Origin of the sequence: Streptomyces sp. NPDC048606 (genome assembly GCF_040650855.1) — a bacterium.
Classification (GTDB): Bacteria; Actinomycetota; Actinomycetes; order Streptomycetales; family Streptomycetaceae; genus Streptomyces.
Genome location: NZ_JBEZIB010000011.1, coordinates 211,160 through 232,564, shown reverse-complemented (window position 1 = coordinate 232,564; position 21,405 = coordinate 211,160). Strand labels below are relative to the sequence as shown.

Below are 21,405 nucleotides of genomic sequence, written 5' to 3'. Positions count from 1 at the left end.
ACGCCCGGTTACATTTCGAACCCGGAAGCTAAGCCTTTCAGCGCCGATGGTACTGCAGGGGGGACCCTGTGGGAGAGTAGGACGCCGCCGAACAATCATTGTGGGAAAGCCCCGCACCTTATGGTGCGGGGCTTTTCTGCGTTCAGGGGTCGGTAAGGGGCGGTGGGGGCCGGCTAGGATCCATGGTTATGAATGACTACGTGGTGCGGGCCGTACGGGCCGAGGAGTGGCAGCAGGTCAAGGAATTGCGGCTGGACGCGTTGAGGGATCCCGCGGCGCCGGTGGCGTTCCTGGACACCTTCGAGCGGGCCTCCGCGCAGCCCGACGCGCACTGGCAGGAGCGGACGGCGGGTGGCGCCGAGGGGCGGGGTGCCCGGCAGTTCATCGCGGAAGGGCCCGACGGACGCTGGGTCGGCTCCGTGACCGTCCTCGTCGAGGAGGCCGGCACCGTCGACTTCTTCGGGGATCCGGTCGAGCGGGGCCAGGGGCACGTCGTGGGCGTGTTCGTGCGGCCTGAGCATCGCGGTACGGGGCTGACCGAGGCCCTGTTCGTGGCCGGGGTGGAGTGGGCCTGGGCACTGGAGGGGCCGTCGTTGGAACGCGTACGGCTCTTCGTGCACGAGGACAACGCGCGGGCGGCCGCCTTCTACCGGCGCTTCGGGTTCGCGGCGAGCGGGCGCGTGGTGGAGCTGGAGGGCGGGGCCGGGAAGCACGAGCACGAGTACGTCCTCGACCGGCCCCGCGGGTAGGGCGGGAAGGGGCTCAGGCGAAGGTCGCGTGCGGCCAGCGGGTGCGTGCCTGTTCGCGGCTGCGGCACAGGGCCAGGAGGGGCAGGGTCTCGTCCCCCAGGAGGTCCGGGAGCTGGGGGACCGGCGCCACGGCCGCGATGTCCTCCAGGACCAGCGTCAGTGGTGGGTCGAGCCGGCCGGGGGATGACCGTGCGGCCATGCGGCGGCCGTGCTCGACCACGTCCGCGGCGAGCGCGGTGAGGAGGGGCATCGCTCCCGGGTGGGTGCGGGGGTCTTCGAGGGGTTCGCCCACCACGTAGAGGGTGCCCCCTTCGGCGACGAACGAAGCGAGGGTCAGGGCGTCCGTCCGGTGCGGGGTGCAGGCCTCGCGGATGTGGATCGAGGTCAGGCAGGACAGGGCGCGGGCCGTCAGGTACTGGGCCTGTTCGCGGCGCTCAGGGTGGGCGGTGAGGGCGCTCTCCAGCTCGCCGGCGGCGCCGGGGGCGGCCTGCGGGTGGGTGCGCAGGATGCGTACGGGCTCCTGGGAGCCGTTGCCCTGGGCCCAGCGGGCGAGCTGCTTGAAGGGGAGGCCGTCGACGGCGACGGCTTGGAGCCAGCTGCGCAGGAGGGTCTCCGCGGTGTCCGCGACGGCGCTGTCGAGGCGGGCCGAGGGCCGTACGGGGGCCAGCAGGGTGGTGGCTCGGGCGGCGGCGGTGTCGCGGTCGGCGCAACCCTCGGCGGGGTTCCAGTGCATGCGGGCCGGGGTGTCGCACAGGTGCGAGGGGTCGTAGAGGAGGACCGGGCCGAGTTTGGCGCGGGCGTCCTTCGTCTCCGCCCAGAGGGCGGGGGAGGAGGTGACCACCAGGGCCGCGCCCTCGGCGGCGGCGATGGCGCGCGTGGCGAGGTGGTGGCGTTCGGCGGGGGGTGCGTAGCCGATCCGCTGCGGGGTCTGGGTGGTGAGGGTGCCGATCGTCGTGGGGTCGGGCGGGGTCGGGCGGGTGGGGGCGTAGCCGAAGCCGTAGCGGTAGGCCTCGTCCGTGGGTGTGGGCGTGGGCGTCGGTGTGGGGGGTGGGGTTGTCGGGGTGGGGGGCTTGGCCGCCGGTGCCTTGGGGGCCGGTGCGGGTGTGGGGTGGGGGAGCGGGGCCGGGGTGGGGGGTTCGGGTTGGGGGCGGGTGCGGCGGGCCTTCGTGCGGGCGATGACGCCGATGACGAAGACCGTCAGCACCAGGACGATCAGGAGTTGGCCGATGAGCAGGCCCCAGAACAGCCCCCAGCCGGAGAGGGAGTTCGGGTCGGTGTCCGGCCAGGCCGCCGCGAGGTTCTGGGGTTGCGCTATCAGGGAGCGGACGGCCCCCGGGGTGCGGGTGAAGGTGACCGTCTGTGGCCAGGCGCCCTTCGCGAAGAGGGCGGACAGGCCGGTGGCCGACCAGATCAGGACGGCGAGCCCGATGAGGAAGGCCAGGAGCCCGACCAGGAGCCCGTCGGGGACGCCGCCGCCGCGCGCGGGGGGCTGCGTACGGTCGGTGTGGGACATGGTCAGGCCACCGTGGTCGCCGAGCCGGGGCCGCCGTGGCGGTGGCGTTCGATGAGCAGGGCTCTTTCCTCCGCTTCGAGTTCGGCGGCCAGCAGTTCGTCGGGGAGCTGTTGGCTGGACTCCGTCATCGCGCGGTCGGTGTAGACGAGGGGGCGTTCGGCTTCGGTGATCAGGTGCTTGACCACCTGGACGTTGCCGTTGACGTCCCAGACGGCGATGCCGGGGGTGAGGGTCGGGATGATCTCGACGGCCCAGCGGGGCAGGCCGAGGACGCGACCCGTGGCGCGGGCCTCGTCGGCCTTCTGGGCGTAGATCGTGCGGGTGGACGCCATCTTGAGGATGGCGGCGGCCTCGCGGGCGGCGGCGCCGTCGACCACGTCGGAGAGGTGGTGGACGACGGCGACGAAGGACAGGCCGAGGCGGCGGCCGAACTTCAGGAGGCGTTGGAACAGCTGGGCGACGAAGGGGCTGTTGATGATGTGCCAGGCCTCTTCGACGAGGAAGATGCGCTTCTTGCGGTCGGGGCGGATCCAGGTGTGTTCCAGCCACACGCCGACGATCGCCATGAGGATGGGCATGGCGATGGAGTTGCGGTCGATGTGGGAGAGGTCGAAGACGATCAGTGGGGCGTCGAGGTCGATGCCGACGGTGGTGGGGCCGTCGAACATGCCGCGCAGGTCGCCGTCGACGAGGCGGTCGAGGACGAGCGCGACGTCGAGGCCCCAGGCCCGGACGTCGTCTATGTCGACGTTCATGGCCTCGGCGGATTCGGCTTCGGGGTGGCGCAGTTGTTCGACGATGTCGGTGAGGACGGGTTGGCGGTCGCGGATGGTGTCGACGACGTAGGCGTGGGCGACCTTCAGGGCGAAGCCGGAGCGCTCGTCGAGGCCGTGGCCCATCGCGACTTCGATGATGGTGCGCAGCAGCGCGAGCTGGCCGGTCGTGGTGATCGCCGGGTCGAGGGGGTTGAGGCGGATCCCGGCGTCGTTGGCGGCGATGGGGTCCAGGCGGATGGGGGTTATCCCCAGCTGCTGGGCGATGAGGTTCCATTCGCCGACGCCGTCCTCGCCCTGGGCGTCGAGGACGACGACCTGGCGGTCGCGGAAGCGGAGCTGGCGCAGGACGTACGTCTTCTCCAGGGCGGACTTGCCGTTGCCGGATTCGCCGAGGACCAGCCAGTGGGGGGCCGGGAGTTGCTGGCCGTACAGCTGGAAGGGGTCGTAGATGTAGCCCTTGCCGCTGTAGACCTCGCGGCCGATGATGACGCCGGAGTCGCCGAGGCCGGGGGCCGCGGTGGGCAGGTAGACGGCCTGCGCCTGGCCGGTGGAGGTGCGTACGGGCAGGCGGGTGGTCTCGACCTTGCCGAACAGGAAGCTGGTGAAGGCGTCCGTCAGGGCGGACATGGGATCTCGCATGGGGCGGCCGTTCCCTCCAGCTAGCGTCGGATGCCGGTGGCGAACGGCAGGGTGTTGACGAAGGCGCGGTGGTGCTCGCGGTCGCACCATTCGAGCTTCAGGTAGGACTTGCCGGCGGAGGCGCGGATGGTGCGCTTGTCGCGGGCGAGGGCTTCGGGTGAACGCGAGGACACCGTGATGTACCCGACGAGGTTGACCCCGGCAGCGCCGCTGGCGAGATCTTCACCCCTCTGGTCGAGCCGGCCGTGGGCGGCGATGTCGCGGGGGTCGACGGTGCGGTTCATCTTGGCGGCGCGGGAGGCGTCGGCCTCGTCGTTCGTCTTCTCCGTGAGCATGCGCTCGATGGCGATTTCCGTGGGTTCCAGGTCCATGGTGACGGCGACCGTGCGGATGACGTCGGGGGTGTGGACGAGGAGCGGGGCGAGGAAGTTCACGCCGACGGGGGTCATGGGCCATTCCTTGACCCAGGCGGTGGCGTGGCACCAGGGGGCGCGGGTGGAGGACTCGCGGGTCTTGGCCTGGAGGTAGGTGGGTTCGACGGCGTCCAGCTCGGCGGGCCAGGCGTTGCGCTTGGTCATGGCCTGGATGTGGTCGATGGGGTGGTCGGGGTCGTACATGGAGTGCACGAGGGAGGCGAGGCGGCCCTGGCCGAGGGGCTGGCGGACGCGGATGTCGGCTTCGGCGAGGCGGGCGCAGATGTCGGTGAGCTCGCGGGCCATGACGATGGCGAGGCCGGCGTCGCGGTCGAGCTTGCGGCCCTTGTGGGGGGTGGCGGCGCGGGCGATGGTCTGGGCCTCGGCGGCGAGTTCGCGCGTGTAGTGCATGCAGGCGACGAGGTAGGCGCGGTGCTGCTCGGAGGAGGTGGACACCATCGACTGGAGTTGGTCGTAGGAGTCGCGCAGCCAGACGGGGGCGTGGGTGTCGCCGCGTTGGGCGACGTCCTTGGCGTGGGCGTCGGGGTCGGCCGGGAGGGTGCGGGCGAGCATCTGGAGGCGGGTGACGAAGCCGTCGCCGTTGGCGACGTGCTTGAGGAGGGTGCCGAAGCGGTCGACGAGGGCTTCCTGGTCCTCGCTGTCGCGCAGGCCGACGCCGGGGCCCTCGATCTCGATGGCGGCGGTGACGGTGCGGCGGTCCGCGTGGAGGAGTACGGCGATCTCGTCGGGGCCGAAGGGGGCGGCGAGCCAGTTGATGCGGCCGATGCCGGGGGGCGGGCCGACCTCGACCTCGCGGCCGTCGGCGGCGCGGGTGCCGGCTTCCATGGCGGAGGAGCGGTAGGTGGTGCCGCGGCGCAGGGTGCGCTTGTAGCTGCGGCTGATCTCGAACCAGCGGTAGAAGGTGCGGCCCCGGTAGGGGACGTACACGGCCGCGAGGGCGAGGAGGGGGAAGCCGACGAGTGCGACGATGCGCAGGGTGAGGTCGGGGACGAGCAGTCCGCTCATCATGCCGAAGAACGCGCCGGCGATGATCAGTGCGATCTCGCCGGTTTCGCGGTTCTTGCCGACGATCGCGTTCGGCCGGGCGCGGCCGATGAGATACGTGCGGCGGGGCGCGACCGGGTGGAGCTGGTGGGACTGGGTCGTCAACGCCCGTCACCTCCTGTGTTTCCTGTGTTGCCGGTGGTCCTCGTGCTGGAGCCGGTGCGGGGCGGAGGTGGGGGGGCGGGGAGGGAGCCGCCGCCCGAGCCGCCCCGGCTGCTGTGGGCGGCCATGCCCCCGGAGATCTGGTTGGCGTCGCCGCCGCCCGAGCCGCCGGCGCGGTGGGCGCCGCCTCCGCCGCCGCGGCTGCTGTGGGTCTTGATGCCCTGGGAGACGAGGGAGGCGGGGGAGCTGATGACGGCGGCGGCCTGGGCGCCGTCGGTGGCCTTGGAGCGGTTGGAGCGGGCGGAGGCGATCTCGTCGCCGAAGCCGGGAACGAAGCGGTAGATCGCGGCGGAGGCGAAGATCGCCAGGAGGATGATGGCGAGGCCGGAGACGACGGCGGAGAAGGCGTTGGGGCCCTTGTCGCCGGAGAGGGCGCCGGCGAGGCCGAGGACGACGACGATGACCGGCTTCACGAGGATGACGGCGATCATGATGCCCGCCCAGCGGCGGACGTGGCCCCACATGTTGCGGTCGACGAGTCCGGCGTAGACGACGGTGCCGAGGAGGGCGCCGACGTAGAGGAGGGCGGCGCGGATGACGAGCTCCAGCCAGAGCACGCCGGCGGCGAGGACGGTGACGAGGGCGACGACGATCAGCATGATCGGGCCGCCGCCGATGTCCTCGCCCTTTTTGAGGGCTTCGGCGAAGGAGCCGAAGAAGACGTCGGTCTGGTTGCCGGTGGCGGAGGCGATGACCTCGGTGACGCCGTCGGTGGCGGAGACGACGGTGTAGAGGATCAGGGGGGTGAAGGCGGAGGCCAGGACGGTCAGCCAGAGGAAGCCGATGGCTTCGGAGAGGGCGGTGGCGAGGGGGACGCCGCGGATGGCGCGCTTGGTGACGGCGAGGAGCCAGAGGACGAGGGTGAGGATGGTGGAGGCGGCGAAGACGACGGCGTACTGCTGGAGGAAGGCGGGGTTGGTGAAGTCGACGTTGGCGGTGCTTTTGACGGCTTCGCTGAGTTTGCCGACGATCCAGGCGGCGGCGTCGGCGCAGCCCTTGGCGAGGGAGGAGAGGGGGTTGATGGCGTCGCCTGCCCCGTCGCTGGGGGCGAGCCCTGATCCCGTTCCCTTGCCTGTTCCACGGTCGGCCTCGCAATACTGCTTGGAGGGGCCGTCCAGCAGGGCGCAAGGGTCATTGCTGGCCTGCGGGCTGGGTGTGGTGCCGGTACCAGGGGGGGTTGCCGGTGTGGGTGTGGGTGTGGGTGTCGGGGTCGGGGCGGCGTAGGCCCGTGTGGCCAGCGCGGCGAGTGCCAAGTGGACGGAGGCGACCACGCCCAGCCTGCGCGGGAAGCTAGCGGGCATAGGTGAACCCTCCGAACTCCTTGATGGCCTTGCTCATGTCGTCGGACGTCGAGACGGGGACGTCGCCGGGCACCGGGGCCGGCCCGTCCTGCTGCGTGTCGTCGACGACCTTCCAGTCCTCGGCCACCCAGTTCAGTTCGAAGGTCCAGGTCTTCCAGGTGGTGCGGACGGGATCGGTGGACTTGTCGCCGGACATCCCGATCAGGCCGGTGTACCAGACCGAGACCTTCGCGGCGGTCGGGTTGTAGTTCTCGATGCGGGTGCCGATGGGAACGGCGCGTGTCACGAAGGTGCTGCCCTGAGGGGGATTGCCGTTCGCGTCGAGGCCGAGTCGGGCCAGGAAGGCGGGACTGTAGGCCGCGTCCTGCGGACCCTTCAGAGCAGCGGCTGCCTGGGGTGCGTAGATGCCGTCCACCAGGGCGTGGCGGGTGTTCTTGTTGAACATCGCGTCCGAGCCCAGGGCGACCGCGTAGTTTGCCGCCGCCGATTGGGCGCCCTGTTCGTCGTGGGCGAAGTTCTTCGGGATGCCCGCGGTCTTGGTGGTGACCGGGGGGGTGCCCGTCGGGGCCGTGGGGGAGGTTTCCGGGGGCTTGTTCGCGGCGGAGGTGTCCGGGGTGTCGCCGGAGCGGTTCGCGAAGGCGATGGCGGCGATGAGGAGGACGACCACGCCGACCACCGTGACCAGGCCGCGGGTGGGGCGGGGGGTGCGGCGGGGGGTGGAGTAGGGGTCGGCGGGGTAGTCCGGGAGGCGGGTGCGGGTCTGGCCGGTGCCGCCCACGTCGCCGTACTGGTCGTCGTTGCTCACTGCCTGTCCGCCCCCTCCGCGTCGTTCGACGGTAGCGCTCGTGTCCGCTCAGACGCGGTGTGGTGATTCCTCATCAGGGTGCGGCCGGGCCCGGTGGTTCGGCTAGACGGCCATTCCGTAGACGATCGTGAAGAGCGTGCCGAGCGAGCCGATGATGAAGACGCCCGTCAGGCCGGCCACGATCAGGCCCTTGCCCTGTTCCGCGCTGAAGGTGTCGCGCAGGGCGGTCGCGCCGATGCGCTGCTTGGCGGCGCCCCAGATGGCGATGCCGAGGCAGAGGAGGATCGCGACGGCCATGACCACTTCGATCATGATCTTCGCTTCGTTGCCGAGACTGCCGAACGGCCCCCAGTTCGGGGCGATTCCGCCGATGATGGTGGTGATGTCGCCCTTTTCGGCTGCCAGGATCATGTAACTCACCGCCCCTGTATGGGTAGTTCCGGTAGCCCGTGCCCGACGGCAGGGGTCACGCACTATCTTCGCTGATGAAACCGCGCCCGTCGTCGACTTGGCGGCTCTCTTTACCCGATCTCCCGGCGTGCGCCCCTCCCGCACGCCCTGACCTGGTCACTCTGTGTATCACGGTGGGTGACCCCGGGCAATGATTGTCGGCTCGGCGTGCGCGGGGCCGTGTGAGGGGCGGCCGTTCGGCGCAGTGGGGGCGCGTCGCGTTGCGCCGAACCGCTGACATTCGTACGACGTTCCGTCAGTCGTTCTGTAGTGCCGTTCGGTTGGGCGGTGCGGGGGTTCGAGGGCGTACGGGGGCGCGTTGATGCGTGAGGGGCGTACGGGTGGGGAGGGTTACGCCGCCCAGTGCGCGGGGCGGGTCAGGGTGGTGGGGACGCGGGTGGCGGTGTCGCCGCGGGCGGCGTTCAGCTGGGCCTGGGTGAGGAAGAGGGCGTCGCGCAGGTCGGCGCCGCGCAGGTTCGCGTCGCGCAGGTCGGCGCCGATGAGGTCGGCTCCGCGCAGGTCGGCGCGGCGCAGGTCGGCGGCGATCAGGTAGGCGCCGCGCAGGTTGGCGCCCCGCAGGTCGGCGCCGGAGAGGCGGGCTCCCATGAGGTCGGCCCCGCGGTGGTTCTTCCTGCGGCCCGGCGACTTGGCGCGTACGAGTTCGCTGGCCCTCAGGAGCAGGGCGTTGACCTCCTGGCGCAGGGCCGGGACGTCGAGGGCGACGAGGGTCGCGGCGTCGGCCCGGGTCAGGGCCTCGGTCTTGGCCAGGGCGGTGCGCAGGTCGGCGTGGACGGGGGCGGCGGCGGGGAGGGCGAGCGCCTCGGAGGTGTAGAAGAGCAGCTCGTGGAGCTGGCGCATGACGGGGAAGGCCTCGAACATCGCGGCCCGGGTGTCGGGGTGCGCGCGCCAGTCGCGGCCCTCGAAGGTGACCTGGGAGATCTGCTGTCCCGCGCCGAAGCAGTCGAAGACGGTGCAGCCCTGGAAGCCCGAGTCCCGCAGGCGGGTGTGGATGCCGCAGCGGAAGTCCTCGCGGAGGTTGCCGCAGGGGGTGCCGGCGGACTTGTTCACCGCGAAGTCGGTGGACTTGGCGAAGGGCAGGGCGACGCAGCACAGGGCGAAGCAGGCGGTGCAGTCGGCCTGGAGGACGGGCAGGGGCAGGGGGGCTCGCGAGGTGGGCACGGGTTCATTGTCCCCGGTCGGTGGGTCTTGATCGACGGGGAGCGGGCGAGGCAGAGTCCGGTACATGACAGAAGTGATCGCAGTTGCCGTCATCACCCTCCTCGCCGTGATCAGTCCGGGCGCGGACTTCGCCATGGTCGTCCGCAACAGTTACCTCTACGGTCGTCCCACCGGCCTGTTCGCGGCCGCCGGGGTCGCGGCGGGGGTGCTGGTGCACGTGTCGTACACGATGCTCGGGGTCGGGCTGCTGATCGCCTCCTCGACCGCGCTGTTCACGGCGATCAAGCTGGCGGGGGCGGCGTACCTGGTGTGGATCGGGATCCGGACCTTCCGGGCGCGGGCGGACCTGACGGTGGACCTCGACTCGAAGCCCGATCTCAGTCGGCTGGGGGCGTTGCGCTCCGGGTTCCTGACCAACGTGTTGAACCCGAAGACGACGCTGTTCGTGGTGTCGACGTTCACGCAGGTCGTCGAGCCGGACACGTCGGCGTGGCGGCAGGTCGGCTACGGGCTGTTCATGGCGGCGGCGCACCTGGGGTGGTTCGCGGCGGTGGCGCTGTTCTTCTCGAACACGCGCCTGCGCGAGCGGATGCTGAAGGCGCAGAAGGCGCTGAACCGGGCGATCGGGTCGGTGCTGGTGGGTCTGGGCGTCGGGTTGGGCTTCGCCCGCTGAGCGGGGCGTGGGGCGCGGGGCCGGCGAGCGGCGTTACCTGCCGGTAGCGTGCGGGCGCATGGACGCTGAGGACGGGGTCGACGGGGTCGACGGGTTCTACGAGCGGCTCGACGCGGGCCGTTTCCTGGCCGGCGAGGCCACGCGCGGGCCCTGGGACCCCCGTGCGCAGCACGCCGGGCCGCCGGCGGCGCTGCTGGGGCGTGCGGTCGAGGAGCGGCCGGGCGGGCGTACGGAGCTGCGGACGGCCCGGATCACGTACGAGGTGCTGCGGCCTGTGCCGATCGGGCGGCTGGAGATCACCACGAGCGTGCTCCGGTCGGGTCGGGGCACCGAGCTCGTCGAGGCGGCGCTGACGCCCGAGGGGGCCACCGGGCCGGTGATGCTCGCCCGGGCGCTGCGGATCCGGGTCGCGGACGAGCCGGTGCCGGAGGTGGCGCAGGGGCCGCTGGTGGCCCCGCCGGGGCGGGCGGCGTCGGCGCCGTTCTTCCCGGTGCCCTGGGAGCGGGGGTACCACACGGCGGTGGAGGCCCGTTTCGTCCGGGGCGGCTTCACCGAGCCGGGGCCGGGCACCTGCTGGATGCGCATGCGGGTGCCGCTGGTGGCGGGGGAGGAGATCCGGCCCCTGGACCGGGTGCTGGTGGCGGCGGACTCGGCGAACGGGATCAGCGCGACCCTGGACTACGGCGGCTTCGTCTTCCTCAACGGCGACCTGACCGTCCACCTGCACCGGCACCCGGTGGGTGAGTGGGTCTGCGTGGAGTCCCGTACGAGTGTGGATCCGGGCGGGATCGGGCTGGTGGACGCCCGCGCGCACGACGAGAAGGGGCCGATCGGGCGGATCGCGCAGAGCCTGTTCGTGGCCCCGCGCTGAGCGCCAACCTCCGTGCCGGGGAGGGCAGTCCGTGTGGGAGGCTCGACGGGGGAGCGCCGCGGGGTGATGCTCGGGAGGGGCGCCGCGCCGTGGCGCGCGCGCCGGCGGTTCGGTTTCGCGCGCCGGTGCCCCCGCGGGGTGCGGGTCTGCGCCGGGCCGGTCCTCCCGTGCCTCGGGCGTGACCCCGCGCGGTGCTCCGGTGTGGCGTGCGGGGGCTTCCAAGTGGGGTAGTAGGACCGGCGTCACCGGCGATTCGCAAATGAAAGCGACGGCCATGGGGGAGGGTTGACGGGTGCGCAGATACTGGAAAGCGGGCGGGATCGGGATCGGGGTGGCGTTGAGCTTCCTCCTCCTGCTGGTGGTCGGTACCTATTCGGCCGCGGCCGGCCTCGCGGGGGCCGCGGGCGGTGGACGGCCGCTGGGCCTCGCCAAGGGGGCCGTGCCCGGGAAGTACCAGGCGCTGGTGCAGAAGTGGGGGACGCTGTGCCCGGCGATCACCCCGGCGCTGCTGGCGGCCCAGCTGTACTCGGAGAGCGGCTGGAACCCGAGCGCCGTCAGCCCGGCGGACGCGCGCGGGATCGCGCAGTTCATCCCGGGTACGTGGGCGGGCCACGGGGTCGACGGCGACGGGGACGGCGACCGGGACATCTGGGACCCCAACGACGCCATCCCCTCGGCGGCTTCGTACGACTGCACCCTGGCCAAGGACGTGGCGAGGGTGCCGGGCGATCCGACGTCCAACATGCTGGCGGCCTACAACGCGGGCGCGTACGCGGTCATCAAGTACGGCGGGGTGCCCCCGTACAAGGAGACGCAGGGGTACGTGAAGGCCATCACCACCCTGGCCAAGAGCTTCGAGCGACCGGTCGGGCGGGTGGCGCCGTCCCAGCAGGCGGCCGGGGCCATCTACTTCGCGCAGAAGCAGCTCGGCACCCCGTACCTGTGGGGCGGCAACGGGACGCCCGACCAGGACGGGCGGTTCGACTGCTCGGGGTTGACGAAGGCGGCGTACGAGACGGTGGGGATCGAGCTGCCGCGCGTGGCCAACGACCAGTACAACGCGGGCTCCCATCCCTCGCGCGCCGAACTCCTGCCCGGCGACCTGGTCTTCTTCTCCGATGATCTGACGAACTCGCGGGAAATCCGGCACGTCGGGCTGTACGTCGGCGGAGGCTACATGATCAACGCCCCGTACACCGGCGCGGTCATCCGCTTCGACAAGATCGACACCCCCGACTACTTCGGGGCCACCCGCGTCACGAAGGACGGTGCGGAGGCGCTTCCGGAGCGTCCGGGGTCCACTCCCGCCCCCTAGCGACTCTCCGTGAAGCGAAGGCCTTGAGCTGCGACGACGTGTCTCTCTTGGATAACGTTGGAGTGATCATTCGGTGATGAGTGGAACGGACCCGCCAGAACGGGCGTTCCATGAACACGGGGGCTGATCGGCGGGGGTTGAAGGGGCGCACACAGGCGTGCGTCCGCAGGGGACCTAGGCAAGCAAGGGGCCGCGTCGCATGGCTGGACTCACAACCGGTGGGCCGAATGTGGATGTCAGCCTGCTGTACAGGATCAACGGCCTCGCCCACCGGGCGCCCGACTGGTTCGACAGGGGCGTGGCCTTCATCGGCGGCTACGGCATCCCCCTGGCCCTCGTCCTGCTCCTGCTGTGGTGCTGGCACGGCGCCCGACGGCAGGACGAGTCGACGGCCGCCGAGGCCTTCGCCTCCCTGGTGTGGGCCCCCCTCGCCGCCGCCGTCGCGCTCCTCGTCAACGTGCCGCTAAGGGAGTTCGTGGCCCGGCCGCGCCCGTTCGCGCAGCACGACGGGCTCGACGTCCTCGCCGGCGCCACCGGACCGGGCGCGGGCTGGTCCTTCGTCAGCGACCACGCCACGCTGACGATGGCGCTCGGCATCGGCGTGTTCCTGGCGAACCGTCGGCTCGGGCTCGTCGGCATCGCTCTCGCGCTCGCCGAGGGGCTGTGCCGCGTGTACCTCGGCGTGCACTACCCGACCGACGTCATCGGCGGCTTCGCGCTGGGCACCGCCGTGGTGCTGCTGCTGGCCCCGCCCGCGATGGCCCTGCTGAGCCCGCTGGTGCGGGCGGTGGCGCGCTCGCCGCGCGCGGGGCGGCTCGTACGGGCCAAGGGGCGGGTGCTGGCCCGGCCGGTGGAGCTGGCGCAGCGACCGGCCGAGAGCGACCTCGCGGCCTGACCGTCGGCGCGCCGACGGGTCACCGGCCGGCGTGCGCGTCCCACGCCGACAGCAGCAGTGCCACCAGCAGGCACAGGCCCGCCGCGCCGAAGCACAGGCGGACCGCCGCCGGGCGCGGCCGGGACCTCACCGTCCGACGCCCCCGCGGCCGTCCGCGCCGCCGTCACCGCTTCCGGCCGGGTTCCCCTCGCCGTCCGGGCCCGGACGCTCGGGCTCCTCGCGGCGGTAGCGGGAGCGCAGCCACAGGCCGGTGGCCACGGCGGCCGCGGTGGTGACCCCGATGGCCAGCGCCACGTCGCCCGGTCCGTCCGCCGTGCCCACGGGGCGGGCCCAGGCCGCCGCGGCCGGGGTGAACGCGATCAGCAGGGCCCAGAGGAGGGCCGCGAGGCGGGGTGCGGTTCCTGGCATGAGTCCAGGGCAACGGGTAGCGCGCGCCGCGGCCAGCCGGGGCGTCCGAACGGGGGACGGTGCCTGCGGGTCAGCCGTCCGTGTGGCGGGTGGCGTCCCTGCGGGCCAGGTCGCGCGAGCGGCGGGCCGGGCCCTTCCAGCCGCAGTCGCACACGGCCAGGCAGAAGGAGCCGCGCTCGGCGGTGTCGGTGCGGTGAACGGTGTCCGAAGACGCGGTCGGCGCGGGGTGGCGCGGGGCCGGGACATCGGTAAACGGAGCGGCCTGATCGGCCTTCGCGTGGGATTCCACACCCCCAAGGTACCGGGGTTCGACCCGGCCCGGAATGGGCTTCCGTACCCGATGCCCCGTGACGGGAAACCCCAGGCCTCGTTAACCGGAGCGGGTGGGGGCCTCGGGCAAGCAGCGGTCACGCGTTGGGGGTTGGCAGGCGATGGTGGTGCACCAGCACGGGTGGCGGCGAGGACGTACGAGGCGTGTGGCCGGGGCGGTGCTCGCGGTCGGCGTCGCGGTCGCCGTGGCGGCCCTCGGCGGCTGCGGGGTGGCCGGCGGAACCGGTACGGGCACCCGTACGGGCGCCGGCGACGACCGGCCGGAACGGGACCCGGCCGCGGTGGTCCGCGGGGCCGCCGACGCGCTCACCGCCACCGGCAGCGCGCGGACCCGTACGGCGATGGAGATGGCCACCGGCGGCACCCGGGTCACCATCCGCGGCGAGGGCGGCGTCGACTTCAGGAAGCGGATGGGGCAGCTGCTGGTGATGCTGCCCGCCGACGTGACCGGCAAGGCCGAGCACCGGCCCATCACCGAGCTCCTCGTCCCCGGCGCGCTCTACATGAAGAACCGGGGCGCCGGGGTCCCCGACGACAAGTGGGTCCGCCTCGACACGGCCTCCCTCGCCGACGGCAACCTCGTCACCGGCGGCGCCACCGACCCGATCGCCGCCGCCGAGCTGCTGCGGGCCGCGCGGGAGGTGACGTACGTGGGCGAGACCGAGGTCTCGGGCACGAAGGTGCGGCACTACCGGGGGACGACGGACATCGGGCAGGCCGCCCGGAGCGCCTCGCCCGGGGTGAAGGGAGCGCTGGAGGCGGCGGCGAAAGGGTTCAGCAAGGACAGCGTGCCCTTCGACGCCTACCTCGACGAGGAGGGACGGTTGCGCAAGGTCAGGCACCGTTTCACGTACGTCAAGAATGGCGTGATCGATGTCTCGTCGACCACGCTGCTGTACGGGTTCGGGACACCGGTCGCCGTCGTATTGCCCCCAAGCGGGGACATTTACGCGGGCAAGATCGCCGAATAGTCGCGACGGCCGGTCGGGGCGGTGCGATCGGGTCATGGGCCCGGTATCCGGAAATGGTCCATCCGTGTCATGCGCGACGCGAGCCCCGCTCCCTAGGCTGAGGAGCCGGGCGCCGACGGGCGCGGGCGGTAGAGAGAGGTGACGCGCGTGACTCCCGCAGGCGGTACGACGGTGCAGGACCACGTGGCGCTCGCCGAGATCGAGCTGTGCGGTGAACTGATCATCGCCGCCTCCGCCGCGGCGGAGGAACGGCTCAGCCAGGACCGGATCGACGAGGTCCTGCTCGGCATCTGCCTGTAGCCCGCCGTGGTGGGCCCACCGCGGCGGGGCGGCCCGCTCGAAGGTGCGGTTCGGGTGCGGGTGTGGTGTGCTGCGGGCGCGGTTCAGGTGCGCAGGAGGCGGGCGATGGCCTTCGTGGCCTCCTCGACCTTGGCGTCGATCTCGGTGCCGCCCTTGACGGCCGCGTCCGCGACGCAGTGGCGCAGGTGTTCCTCCAGCAGCTGGAGGGCGAAGGACTGGAGCGCCTTCGTGCTCGCCGAGACCTGCGTGAGTATGTCGATGCAGTAGACGTCCTCGTCGACGAGCCGCTGGAGGCCGCGGATCTGCCCCTCGATCCGGCGCAGTCGTTTGAGGTGCTCGTCCTTCTGGTGGTGATAGCCGTGGACGGCTCCGGAGCCTTCGGCCTCGATGGTCGTCATGCGTCCTCCCGTGGTCCGGCATCGGGGACCCATACCCCTGATGGGTATAGGGTACTTCGCCCTGGCCGGAGGGACAGGGGTCCGTGCCGCCCACTGTGCCTGATGGAGGACACTGGGGAACGGCCGGTTAGCCGTGGCCGGGGGATGCGCCTAGCATCAGCCTGACCGAATCCAATGCACCCCGAGGACCTCACGTGCGATTTCGTCTGACCCCCAGGGAGACGAGCTTCTACGACATGTTCGCCGCATCCGCGGACAACATCGTCACGGGCTCCAAGCTCCTGATGGAACTGCTCGGAGCGGAGCCTTCCGCCCGGGCCGAGATCGCGGAACGGATGCGGGCGGCGGAGCACGCGGGGGACGACGCGACGCACGCGATCTTCCACCAGCTGAACTCCTCCTTCATCACGCCGTTCGACCGCGAGGACATCTACAGCCTGGCGTCGTCGCTCGACGACATCATGGACTTCATGGAGGAGGCCGTCGACCTGGTCGTCCTCTACAACGTGGAGGAGCTCCCCAAGGGAGTCGAGCAGCAGATCGAGGTCCTGGCGCGGGCGGCCGAGCTGACCGCCGAGGCCATGCCCCACCTGCGGACCATGGAGAACCTGACCGAGTACTGGATCGAGGTCAACCGCCTCGAGAACCAGGCGGACCAGATCCACCGCAAGCTTCTCGCCCAGCTCTTCAACGGCAAGTACGACGCCATCGAGGTGCTGAAGCTCAAGCAGATCGTCGACGTGCTCGAAGAGGCGGCCGACGCGTTCGAGCACGTCGCGAACACGGTGGAGACCATCGCGGTCAAGGAGTCCTGAACCTCGTGGACACCTTCGCTCTGGTCGTGACCATCGGTGTCGCGCTCGGTTTTACCTATACGAACGGTTTCCACGACTCGGCGAACGCGATCGCGACCTCGGTCTCGACGCGGGCGCTGACCCCGCGCGCCGCCCTGGCGATGGCCGCGGTGATGAACCTCGCCGGTGCCTTCCTGGGCAGCGGCGTGGCGAAGACGGTCAGTGAGGGCCTCATCGAGACCCCCCACGGCAACAAGGGGATGTGGATCCTCTTCGCCGCCCTGATCGGCGCGATCGTCTGGAACCTGATCACCTGGTACTTCGGTCTTCCCTCGTCCTCCTCGCACGCCCTGTTCGGCGGCATGGTGGGCGCGGCGCTGGCCGGCGGTACCGAGGTCATCTGGACCGGTGTGGTCGAGAAGGTCGTCATCCCGATGTTCGTCTCGCCGGTGGTCGGCCTCGTGGTCGGTTACCTGGTGATGGTGGCCATCCTGTGGATGTTCCGTCGCGCCAACCCGCACAAGGCCAAGCGCGGCTTCCGCATCGCCCAGACGGTCTCGGCGGCGGGCATGGCCCTCGGCCACGGCCTCCAGGACGCGCAGAAGACGATGGGCATCGTGGTGATGGCCCTGGTCATCGCCGACGTGCACGACGCCGGCGACGCGATCCCGACCTGGGTCAAGATCGCCTGTGCCGTGATGCTGTCGCTGGGCACCTACGCGGGCGGCTGGCGCATCATGCGCACGCTCGGCCGCAAGATCATCGAGCTGGACCCGCCGCAGGGCTTCGCCGCGGAGACGACGGGCGCCTCGATCATGTTCGGCTCGGCGTTCCTCTTCCACGCGCCGATCTCCACCACCCACGTGATCACCTCGGCGATCATGGGCGTGGGTGCGACGAAGCGGGTCAACGCGGTCCGCTGGGGCGTCGCCAAGAACATCATCCTCGGCTGGTTCATCACCATGCCGGCGGCCGCCCTGGTGGCGGCGGTGTGCTTCTGGATCGTGAACCTGGCCTTCGTCTAGCGTCGCGGACGAAAGCGGGCCGGCTCCCCCCACCCAGGGGGAGCCGGCCCTTTTCCATTCGCCATGCGGTGGCACCGCCATGCAGCACCGCAGGACGTTCACTCCATGCCCTTTAGCCGAAGCGGCCCGAGATGTAGTCCTCGGTCGCCTGGACGGACGGGTTGGAGAAGATGCGGTCCGTGTCGTCGATCTCGACGAGCTTGCCGGGCTGGCCGACCGCCGCGAGGTTGAAGAACGCGGTGCGGTCGGAGACGCGGGCGGCCTGCTGCATGTTGTGCGTCACGATGACGATCGTGAAGCGTTCCTTCAGCTCGCCGATCAGGTCCTCGATGGCGAGGGTGGAGATCGGGTCGAGGGCCGAGCAGGGCTCGTCCATCAGCAGGACCTGGGGCTCGACCGCGATGGCGCGGGCGATGCACAGGCGCTGCTGCTGGCCGCCGGAGAGGCCGGAGCCCGGCTTGTTCAGGCGGTCCTTGACCTCGTTCCAGAGGTTGGCGCCCTGGAGGGAGCGCTCCACGATGTCGCCCAGCTCGGACTTCTTGAAGTTGCCGTTCAGGCGCAGGCCGGCCGCCACGTTGTCGAAGATCGACATGGTGGGGAAGGGGTTCGGGCGCTGGAAGACCATGCCGACGGTGCGGCGGACCGCGACCGGGTCGACGTTGGAGCCGTACAGGTTCTCGTCGTCCAGCAGCACCTTGCCCTCGACGCGGCCACCGGGGGTGACCTCGTGCATGCGGTTCAGGGTGCGCAGGAAGGTGGACTTGCCGCAGCCGGAGGGGCCGATGAAGGCCGTCACCGAGCGGGGTTCCACGGTCATCGAGATGTCGTCGATGGCCTTGTGGTTGCCGTAGAAGGCGGACAGTCCGCTGACGTCGATTCGCTTCGCCATGAGGGTCACTTCGCTTTCGGGTGGTCGCTTCAGCGACCGGTCTTCGGGGCCTTCCAGCGGGCGATGCCGCGGGCCACCAGATTGAGGATCATGACGAAGGCGATCAGGACGAGGGCCGCTGCCCACGCCCGGTCGTAGGAGGCGTCACTGCCGACCTTGTACTGCTCCCAGATGTAGAGGGGGAGCGAGGACTGGGCGCCTTCGAAGGGGTTGCCGTTGATCAGCTGCGATCCGAAGACCAGGAGCATGATCGGGGCGGTCTCGCCGGCGATGCGGGCCACGGCCAGCATGACACCGGTGGAGATGCCGCCGATGGCGGTGGGGAGGACCACCTTGAGGATCACGCGCCACTTCGGGACGCCGAGGGCCAGGGCGGCCTCGCGCAGCTCGTTCGGGACGAGCTTGAGCATCTCCTCGGTGGAGCGGACGACGACCGGCATCATCAGGATCGACAGGGCCAGCGCGCCGGCGAAGCCGGAGGGGCCGAAGCCGAGCATCAGGTTCCACGTGGTCAGGATGAACAGGCCGGCCACGATGGAGGGGATGCCGGTCATGACGTCGACGAAGAAGGTGACGGCCTTGGCGAGCGAGCCCTTGCCGTACTCCACCAGGTAGACGGCGGTCAGCAGGCCGATGGGGGCCGCGATCAGGGTGGCCAGGGCGACCTGCTCGATGGTGCCGAGCAGTGCGTGGTAGACGCCGCCGCCCGCCTCGAAGCTGGTCACGCCGTTCATCGAGTGGCCGAGGAAGTTCCCGTCGAGGACCTTCATGCCGCGGCTGATGGTGGTGCCGAGCAGCGAGAGCAGCGGGATGACGGCGAGGACGAAGCAGACCCAGACGACGGAGGTCGCGACGCGGTCCTTGGCCTGGCGGCGGTTCTCGACGATCGAGCTCGCGGTGTAGGTGATCGCGACGAAGAGGAGGGCCGCGATCAGGCCCCACTGGACCTTGCTGTCGAGGTCGAAGACGAGGCCGACGGCGATGCCGAGGACGACGGAGGCGGCGGCGATGCCGGCCGGTGCCCAGCGGGGCAGGCCGCCCCGGGTGAGGCCGGCGGGGACCGCGGACTTGTGGGCCCCCGCGGGGCGCTGGTCCTGGATGGTGTGGCTCATCAGGCGTTCGCCCCCGAGAAGTCCTTGCGACGGGCGATGATCAGCCGGGCGGCGCCGTTGACCAGCAGGGTCAGGAGGAAGAGCACCAGGCCGGAGGCGATGAGCGCGTCACGGCCGAACTCGTTGGCCTCGTCGAACTTCGCGGCGATGTTCTGCGCGAAGGTTCCGCCACCCGGGTTGAGGATGTGCAGCGAGATCAGGAAGCTCGGGGACAGCACGGTGGCCACGGCCATGGTCTCGCCCAGGGCGCGGCCGAGGCCGAGCATCGAGGCGGAGATGACGCCGGAGCGGCCGAAGGGCAGCACCGACATGCGGATGACCTCCCAGCGGGTCGCGCCGAGGGCCAGGGCGGCCTCCTCGTTCATGCGCGGGACCTGGAGGAAGACCTCGCGGCTGACGCTGGTCACGATCGGCAGGATCATGATCGCGAGGAGGATGCCGACGGTGAACAGGGAGCGGGCGACGCTCACCTGGGTGCGGTCGAAGACGTACGTCCAGCCGAGGTACTCGTCGAGCCAGAGGTTCAGGCCGTTCAGCTGCGGCACCAGGAAGAGGGCGCCCCAGATGCCGTAGATGATCGACGGCACGGCGGCCAGCAGGTCGACGACGTAGGCGAGGGGCGCGGCCAGCTTGCGGGGCGCGTAGTGCGAGATGAACAGGGCGATGCCGACGGCGATCGGAACCGCGATGGCCATCGCGATGATCGAGCTGACGACGGTGCCGAAGAGGAGGACGGCGATGCCGAAGACGGGAGGGTTGGCCGACGCGTTCCAGTCGAAGGTGGTGAGGAAGTTGCCCTCGTTCTTCGACAGGGCGATCGAGGCCCGGTAGGTCAGGAAGACGGCGATCGACGCCATGATCACCAGGAGCAGGATGCCGGAACCCTTGGAGAGTCCCGCGAAGATCTTGTCACCGGCGCGGCCGGTGGACCTTCCGCTCGCTGCGACAGGCGGAGGCGTGTCTATCTGGGTGGGTGTGGTGGAAGCCATGTTCTTTCCGGTCTGTGTGGGGGGCGAGCCCCCTGGCGGCGGTGCACCGGATTCCCCCGGGGTGGAGGGGGAAGGTCCCGGGCCCGGCCCGCCCCGGACGGGGGGCGGACCTGGCCTCGGGGTTCAGGGTCAGGACAGCGACTTGATGGCTTCGCGGACCTTGGTGTTGATCTCGGCCGGGATCGGCGCGTAGCCGTTGTCCGTGAGGAGCTTCTGGCCCGAGTCGGAGGCGGTGTACTCCAGGAAGGACTTCACGGTGCCGAGGGTCTCGGCCTTGTTGCCCTTGTCGCAGACGACCTCGTAGGTGACGAGGACGATCGGGTACGCGCCGTCGGCCTTGGTCGAGTAGTCGAGCTTCAGGGCCAGGTCGGAGCCGGTGCCGGCGATCTTGGCGGCGGCGATGGCCTTGGAGGCGTTCTCGCCGGTGGCCTTGACCGGGGCGGCCGCGCCGGTGTTCACGTCGACGGTCTTGATGTTCTGCGCCGAGGCGTAGGAGAGCTCGAAGTAGCCGATCGCGCCGTCGACCTGCTTGACCTGGGTGGCGACACCCGCGGAGCCGGAGGCGCCGAGACCGCCCTGCGCCGGCCACTTCTTCGCGGCCTCGTACGGCCAGGCGTCACCGGCGGTGGCCTTGAGGTACTTGCCGAGGTTCTCGGTGGTGCCGGAGTCCTCGGAGCGGTGGAAGGCCTGGATGGCGGTGGAGGGGAGCGTGACGCCGGGGTTCAGCTTCTTGATCGCCTCGTCGTCCCACTTCTTGATCTTGTCGTTGAAGATGTTGGCGATCGTGGCGGCGTCGAGGTTCAGCTTGTCGACACCCGAGACGTTGAAGCCGAGCGCGATCGGGCCGCCGACCATCGGCAGGTTGATGCCCTGGCCGCCGGTGCAGATCTTCTTCGACTCCTCGACCTGCTCGGGCTTCAGCGCCGAGTCCGAGCCCGCGAAACCGACCGTGCCCTGGTTGAAGGCGACGATGCCCTCGCCGGAGGAGGAGGACTTGTAGTTCACCTCGACGCCGGAGCAGGCGGCCATGTAGTTCTTCACCCACAGGTCGACCGCGTTCTTCTGCGCGGAGGAGCCGGAGGCGAGGAGCTTGCCCTTGGCGCCGTCGCACTTGATGTCGCCCGGGGCCGCGGCGGACGCCTTCGGCGCGGTGCCGTCGGCACCGGTCTTCGTGTTGTCGTCCGAGCCGCACGCCGTGAGGACCAGGGCGCCGGACACGACGAGGGCCCCGAGGGCGGAGGCACGAAGCCGGTTCTTGCGCTGAAGCTTCACTTTCGGGTGTTCCTTCCGAGGAGCCGCCGGCCGCTTTCTGTGTCGGGGCGGCGTGCGAAGAGGACTACGGGTCGCGTGGTGCGGGCGCCGTGGTTTCGCGGGCGGCTCGCT

The 21,405-nt window shown here is 70.9% G+C and carries 23 protein-coding genes and 1 rRNA gene; 10 read left to right on the top strand and 14 right to left on the bottom strand.

The window, feature by feature from the left end; translation table 11 throughout:
• A 5S ribosomal RNA gene (rrf, locus tag AB0D01_RS15170) occupies window positions 1–93 on the top strand; the annotation flags it as partial.
• A gap of 95 nt (window positions 94–188) precedes the next feature.
• Entirely contained in the window at window positions 189–749 is a 561-nt protein-coding gene (locus AB0D01_RS15165) for a GNAT family N-acetyltransferase (protein ID WP_363055599.1), read from the top strand.
• 13 nt (window positions 750–762) lie between these two features.
• Here AB0D01_RS15165 and AB0D01_RS15160 read toward each other — a convergent pair whose 3' ends face one another.
• The 7 genes from AB0D01_RS15160 to AB0D01_RS15130 form a co-directional block, all read right to left on the bottom strand.
• Window positions 763–2,262: a type VI secretion protein gene (locus AB0D01_RS15160; RefSeq protein ID WP_363055598.1), complete on the bottom strand. Its 1,500-nt coding sequence runs from the start codon at window positions 2,260–2,262 to the stop codon at window positions 763–765.
• 2 nt (window positions 2,263–2,264) lie between these two features.
• Window positions 2,265–3,677, bottom strand: a complete 1,413-nt coding sequence (locus AB0D01_RS15155) for an ATP-binding protein (RefSeq protein ID WP_363055597.1) — start codon at window positions 3,675–3,677, stop codon at window positions 2,265–2,267.
• A 20-nt stretch (window positions 3,678–3,697) separates the two neighbouring features.
• Window positions 3,698–5,260, bottom strand: coding sequence for an SCO6880 family protein (locus AB0D01_RS15150; protein ID WP_363055596.1), 1,563 nt, complete (start codon window positions 5,258–5,260; stop codon window positions 3,698–3,700).
• Window positions 5,257–6,618, bottom strand: a complete 1,362-nt coding sequence (locus AB0D01_RS15145) for a hypothetical protein (protein ID WP_363055595.1) — start codon at window positions 6,616–6,618, stop codon at window positions 5,257–5,259. Before AB0D01_RS15145 ends, AB0D01_RS15150 begins: the two co-directional genes overlap by 4 nt.
• Complete coding sequence (locus tag AB0D01_RS15140; RefSeq protein ID WP_363055594.1) at window positions 6,608–7,423, bottom strand: hypothetical protein; 816 nt, start codon at window positions 7,421–7,423, stop codon at window positions 6,608–6,610. Before AB0D01_RS15140 ends, AB0D01_RS15145 begins: the two co-directional genes overlap by 11 nt.
• 102 nt (window positions 7,424–7,525) lie before the next feature.
• On the bottom strand, window positions 7,526–7,834 hold the full coding sequence (locus AB0D01_RS15135) for a hypothetical protein (RefSeq protein ID WP_031145169.1): 309 nt from the start codon (window positions 7,832–7,834) through the stop codon (window positions 7,526–7,528).
• Between the two features lie 390 nt (window positions 7,835–8,224).
• A complete protein-coding gene (locus tag AB0D01_RS15130) occupies window positions 8,225–9,052 on the bottom strand; it encodes a pentapeptide repeat-containing protein (RefSeq protein WP_363055593.1) in 828 nt (275 codons plus the stop codon).
• A gap of 64 nt (window positions 9,053–9,116) precedes the next feature.
• On the opposite strand from AB0D01_RS15130, the gene AB0D01_RS15125 reads away from it, so the two are divergent.
• The 4 genes from AB0D01_RS15125 to AB0D01_RS15110 all read left to right on the top strand — a co-directional run bounded on the left by AB0D01_RS15125 (window position 9,117) and on the right by AB0D01_RS15110 (window position 12,806).
• Complete coding sequence (locus tag AB0D01_RS15125) at window positions 9,117–9,725, top strand: LysE family transporter (RefSeq protein ID WP_363055592.1); 609 nt, start codon at window positions 9,117–9,119, stop codon at window positions 9,723–9,725.
• 58 nt (window positions 9,726–9,783) lie between these two features.
• Entirely contained in the window at window positions 9,784–10,596 is an 813-nt protein-coding gene (locus AB0D01_RS15120) for a thioesterase family protein (protein WP_363055591.1), read from the top strand.
• A gap of 292 nt (window positions 10,597–10,888) precedes the next feature.
• Window positions 10,889–11,911 (top strand): bifunctional lytic transglycosylase/C40 family peptidase, encoded by a 1,023-nt coding sequence (locus tag AB0D01_RS15115; RefSeq protein WP_363055590.1) that lies wholly within the window; start codon window positions 10,889–10,891, stop codon window positions 11,909–11,911.
• A 199-nt stretch (window positions 11,912–12,110) separates the two neighbouring features.
• Window positions 12,111–12,806 (top strand): phosphatase PAP2 family protein, encoded by a 696-nt coding sequence (locus AB0D01_RS15110; RefSeq protein WP_363055589.1) that lies wholly within the window; start codon window positions 12,111–12,113, stop codon window positions 12,804–12,806.
• 126 nt (window positions 12,807–12,932) lie between these two features.
• On the opposite strand, the gene AB0D01_RS15105 is transcribed toward AB0D01_RS15110, so the two are convergent.
• Both AB0D01_RS15105 and AB0D01_RS15100 read right to left on the bottom strand, forming a co-directional pair.
• A complete protein-coding gene (locus tag AB0D01_RS15105) occupies window positions 12,933–13,214 on the bottom strand; it encodes a hypothetical protein (RefSeq protein WP_363055588.1) in 282 nt (93 codons plus the stop codon).
• Between the two features lie 70 nt (window positions 13,215–13,284).
• Window positions 13,285–13,503 (bottom strand): hypothetical protein, encoded by a 219-nt coding sequence (locus AB0D01_RS15100; RefSeq protein WP_363055587.1) that lies wholly within the window; start codon window positions 13,501–13,503, stop codon window positions 13,285–13,287.
• Window positions 13,504–13,645: 142 nt separating this feature from the next.
• On the opposite strand from AB0D01_RS15100, the gene AB0D01_RS15095 reads away from it, so the two are divergent.
• Both AB0D01_RS15095 and AB0D01_RS15090 read left to right on the top strand, forming a co-directional pair.
• On the top strand, window positions 13,646–14,515 hold the full coding sequence (locus tag AB0D01_RS15095; RefSeq protein WP_363055586.1) for a hypothetical protein: 870 nt from the start codon (window positions 13,646–13,648) through the stop codon (window positions 14,513–14,515).
• 147 nt (window positions 14,516–14,662) lie between these two features.
• Window positions 14,663–14,815 (top strand): hypothetical protein, encoded by a 153-nt coding sequence (locus AB0D01_RS15090; protein ID WP_363055615.1) that lies wholly within the window; start codon window positions 14,663–14,665, stop codon window positions 14,813–14,815.
• A gap of 83 nt (window positions 14,816–14,898) precedes the next feature.
• Here AB0D01_RS15090 and AB0D01_RS15085 read toward each other — a convergent pair whose 3' ends face one another.
• Complete coding sequence (locus tag AB0D01_RS15085; RefSeq protein WP_030009310.1) at window positions 14,899–15,213, bottom strand: metal-sensitive transcriptional regulator; 315 nt, start codon at window positions 15,211–15,213, stop codon at window positions 14,899–14,901.
• Between the two features lie 194 nt (window positions 15,214–15,407).
• Here AB0D01_RS15085 and AB0D01_RS15080 point away from each other — a divergent pair, with 194 nt between their 5' ends.
• Together AB0D01_RS15080 and AB0D01_RS15075 are read left to right on the top strand one after the other, a co-directional pair.
• Window positions 15,408–16,028: a DUF47 family protein gene (locus tag AB0D01_RS15080; protein WP_363055585.1), complete on the top strand. Its 621-nt coding sequence runs from the start codon at window positions 15,408–15,410 to the stop codon at window positions 16,026–16,028.
• Window positions 16,029–16,033: 5 nt separating this feature from the next.
• Window positions 16,034–17,032 carry an inorganic phosphate transporter gene (locus AB0D01_RS15075; RefSeq protein WP_363055584.1) on the top strand — a complete coding sequence of 333 codons (999 nt, stop codon included), beginning with the start codon at window positions 16,034–16,036 and terminating at the stop codon, window positions 17,030–17,032.
• A 112-nt stretch (window positions 17,033–17,144) separates the two neighbouring features.
• Here AB0D01_RS15075 and pstB read toward each other — a convergent pair whose 3' ends face one another.
• The 4 genes from pstB to pstS all read right to left on the bottom strand — a co-directional run bounded on the left by pstB (window position 17,145) and on the right by pstS (window position 21,294).
• Window positions 17,145–17,921: a phosphate ABC transporter ATP-binding protein PstB gene (pstB, locus tag AB0D01_RS15070; RefSeq protein ID WP_363055583.1), complete on the bottom strand. Its 777-nt coding sequence runs from the start codon at window positions 17,919–17,921 to the stop codon at window positions 17,145–17,147.
• Between the two features lie 29 nt (window positions 17,922–17,950).
• Window positions 17,951–19,033: a phosphate ABC transporter permease PstA gene (gene pstA / locus AB0D01_RS15065; protein WP_363055582.1), complete on the bottom strand. Its 1,083-nt coding sequence runs from the start codon at window positions 19,031–19,033 to the stop codon at window positions 17,951–17,953.
• Window positions 19,033–20,022, bottom strand: a complete 990-nt coding sequence (gene pstC, locus AB0D01_RS15060; protein ID WP_363055581.1) for a phosphate ABC transporter permease subunit PstC — start codon at window positions 20,020–20,022, stop codon at window positions 19,033–19,035. Before pstC ends, pstA begins: the two co-directional genes overlap by 1 nt.
• Before the next feature lie 129 nt (window positions 20,023–20,151).
• Complete coding sequence (gene pstS, locus AB0D01_RS15055) at window positions 20,152–21,294, bottom strand: phosphate ABC transporter substrate-binding protein PstS (RefSeq protein ID WP_363055580.1); 1,143 nt, start codon at window positions 21,292–21,294, stop codon at window positions 20,152–20,154.
• Window positions 21,295–21,405: the final 111 nt, after the last annotated feature.